4 protein-coding genes are annotated in these 2998 nt (G+C 64.5%); all 4 read right to left on the bottom strand.

Annotated elements, in window-relative coordinates; all coding sequences use genetic code 11:
• Window positions 1-1275, bottom strand: a 1275-nt coding sequence (locus tag ACE3UY_RS05685) for a class I SAM-dependent RNA methyltransferase (protein WP_374686583.1), incomplete at its 3' end; no start/stop codon positions are given.
• 166 nt (window positions 1276-1441) lie between these two features.
• The gene (locus ACE3UY_RS05680; protein ID WP_374686582.1) at window positions 1442-2086 is read right to left on the bottom strand and encodes a type II CAAX prenyl endopeptidase Rce1 family protein; all 645 of its coding nucleotides are present in this window, start codon (window positions 2084-2086) and stop codon (window positions 1442-1444) included.
• Window positions 2083-2403 carry a cupin domain-containing protein gene (locus tag ACE3UY_RS05675; RefSeq protein ID WP_374686581.1) on the bottom strand — a complete coding sequence of 107 codons (321 nt, stop codon included), beginning with the start codon at window positions 2401-2403 and terminating at the stop codon, window positions 2083-2085. The genes ACE3UY_RS05680 and ACE3UY_RS05675 overlap by 4 nt, the downstream gene beginning before the upstream one ends.
• Window positions 2404-2607: 204 nt before the next feature.
• Complete coding sequence (locus ACE3UY_RS05670; RefSeq protein ID WP_374686580.1) at window positions 2608-2844, bottom strand: hypothetical protein; 237 nt, start codon at window positions 2842-2844, stop codon at window positions 2608-2610.
• Between the last annotated feature and the right edge of the window lie 154 nt (window positions 2845-2998).

Here is a 2998-nt window from a genome sequence, read left to right as displayed (position 1 = left end):
CTGCGGCGCCACATCCACCGGCTGAAACGCCGCCGCCCGATACCCCGCCTTCGCCAGCCGCTTCGCCTCCTTCGCCAGCACGCCCACCTCGGCCGCCACCACCAGCCGCCCCGGCCGCGCCCGCTCCAGCCAGGGCCACACCGCCGCCGGCAGCCCTGTCTCAGCCTGGAACACGGCCACGTCCGGCGCGGCCTCCAGCGCCGGCAGCACGTCCTCGGCCGTCCCCTCGTAGATGCTCACGTTGTCGAAGGCATCCAGGTTCTCGGCCGCGTCGGCCACGGCGTCGGGGTTGGGTTCGATGACCCACACCGCTGCGGCCCGCTCAGCCAGCGCCGCCGTCAGCCAGCCCGCCCCGCCCGGCGCTTCCAAGATGGTAAGACCGGAAGAAGAATCATCCGCAGATTTCGCAGAGTTGGCAGATTTCTGGAAAGAGAAAGGGGCAGGTTCTGTGTCACTCGTCAGGAGTTGATCGTTGAGTCCGGCCAACTCCAGTATGGCGTCAATGAGCAGTTCGGCCGCGGCGGGGCTGTGGGGGAATGGCACACCGGGCGAGACGCGGAAGGGGCGGCCGCGCACCGTCCGCACCAGGTAGGGATCGCCGATGAGCGACGCCGCTGTCCGGTCGGGCAGGACGATGGCGACGGAGATGGGGAAGTCCGCGGCCAGTTCGGGCGGCTCCACGTCCTCGACCTCCAGCGCCGCCAGCAACTCATCGTCGTCACCCAGCCGTAGTGTCAGCTTGCGCAGGTCGGGCAGGTCTACGTCCAGATCGGCCAGGGCCTCTTGCAGTTGCGGCTGAAGGATGGGGCACTCCTCGACGCGGAAGATGCGCCGCTCGACCGGCGACCAGTAGCCCAGCCCGCCCTCCTCGGCGCGAAAGAGGGTCGTCTCGGCCCGGTAGTTGTATTCTTGAGGATAGGGGAGGATGGGTCGCAGCGGCGGGTTCTTTAACCCGGCGACGCGCGTCAGTTGGTCGCGGACGACGGCCTCCTTGGCCCGCAACTGGGCGGCGTAGGTCATGTGCTGGAAGTGGCAGTTGCCGCAGATGCCGAAGTGGCGGCAGCGGGGCGCGACGCGGTCGGGCGAGGGCTTGACCACGGCCAGCAGCGCGGCGCGGGTGGCCTGGGCGGCGCGGTCGCCCGGCCGGGGCAGGCGCACGCGCACCGTCTCGCCCGGGATGGCAAAGGGGACGAAGACCGGCCGCCCCTCCCGGTCGCGCCCCAGGGCCAGGCCGCCGTGGGCCATGTCGGTCAGGGTAATCGTTAATTCAGTCATAAGAGGAATCATCCGCAGATTAGGCAGATTAAAGAGAACTTCACGCAAAGTACGCTAAGTGCGCCAAGAACGCAAAGATATAAGCTCGCTTGGCGTTCTCTGCATTCTCTGCGCTCTTTGCGTGAGCTTCTTCACAATCTGCCAAATCTGCCTAATCTGCGGATTATCAGATTCGGCCCACCGCCACCAGGAGGGTGAAGGTCACCACAAACCAGTGGATGAGCCACGGGTAGACGAAGGAGCGTGTACGCCAGGCGATGAGGCCGAAGGCCGCGCCGCCGAAGATGGTGCTCAGCGTCTCCATCTCCGGCTTGCCCAGGTGCATGAAGGCAAAGGGCACGGCTTGCAGGAAGATGGCCGCCCCCGGCCCGAAGGCCCGCGCCAGGGCGAACACCATCAGCCCGCGCCAGATGAACTCCCAGCCGAACAACTCGACGCCGTTCAGGGCGATGACGCGGCCCAGGCCGCCGGCCGCCTTGGCCTGGTAGAAGCTGGCCATGGCCGGCTGGCGGGCCACGAACCACAGGATGAGCGCCATCGCCGCGCAACTGACGACCGTGTAGAGCAGCCCCCGCCGCCAGTCGCCCAAGCGGAAGCCGAAGTTCGCCAGCGGCTCGCGGTAGACCAGCCAGATGAACAGCGCCGACCCCAGGAAGTAGAAGAGGAAGCGGTCCCAGGCTTTCACGCCGGTCGGGCTGTGGCCGTAGTAGTCGAGCATCGGCACGAGCGTGCCGAAGAGGATGAGCAGCGTCAGCCGCACGTCGAACTCGACGCCCAGCAGGGTGACGCGCCGGCCGGCCTGCTCGCTCATGGCGCGGGGGCGATGCCGACCAGCAGCGTCAGCCGGCCCTCGCCCTGGTTGACCACGCCGTGGACGACGCCGGCCGGAGCCCAGACGACCATCCCCGGCCCGGCCGTGGCCTCGTCCGCGCCGACCTGGAAGCGGCCTTCCCCCTCGACCACGTAGTAGAACTTGTCTTGGCCGGCGTGGTCGTGGGGGGCCTGCGTCTGGCCCGGCTCCAGGCAGTTGACCCCCAGCAGCAGCGCGTCGCCGCGGAAAAGCGTCGCCTTGTAGAACTTATCCGGCCGCGCCCCCACATGGTCGGCCAGCCGCGTCACGAACTCCATCAGCGCCTCCCAATCAATGAACCACGGATTGACATGGATTTTACGGATGAACACGGATTGAAGACAAGAAAACGCCTCAATCCGTGTTCATCCGTCCCATCCGTGTTTATCCGTGTTGAATTTATCCGCTTACAACGAAACGTGCCCTGTTTTTCGCAGAAAACAGGGCACGTTGGCGATTAACCGAGATGGGTTAGGGGCTTACTATGCCGGAACGCCAATCTCAACCATGTTACCGAGCACGCGTTCCATCGCCATGGTATGGCTGCACACCTGATGCGAGCAGAAGTAGTTGCAGTCACAGAACCAGTGACCGTTGTCGTACCTCACCTGATGCGTCATGTCGTTGTCGCCCAGGACGCTCACATGTAGCGTCTGAAATTGAATGCGCTTGTCCCGCTCTTCAGCGTAGAACTTCGCCTTTTCAATCTTGCCGATCATACCATAGTCCATTATGTGTCTCCTCTCTGAGTGGTGAACGACTCGACCGATAAACAAAAACGCACGCGGTTACGCGTGCGTGCACAGAGATATTCGGTTGTAGGCTGATGCAATTGTTTTCAGCAGCACCATGCCCATAGTATACAAGGTCAGT

The organism is Promineifilum sp. (SeqCode), assembly GCF_041918635.1.
Taxonomy (GTDB): Bacteria; Chloroflexota; Anaerolineae; order Promineifilales; family Promineifilaceae; genus Promineifilum.
The sequence above is the reverse complement of the archived record's forward strand: the minus strand, read 5'-3'. Positions and strand labels throughout refer to the sequence as shown.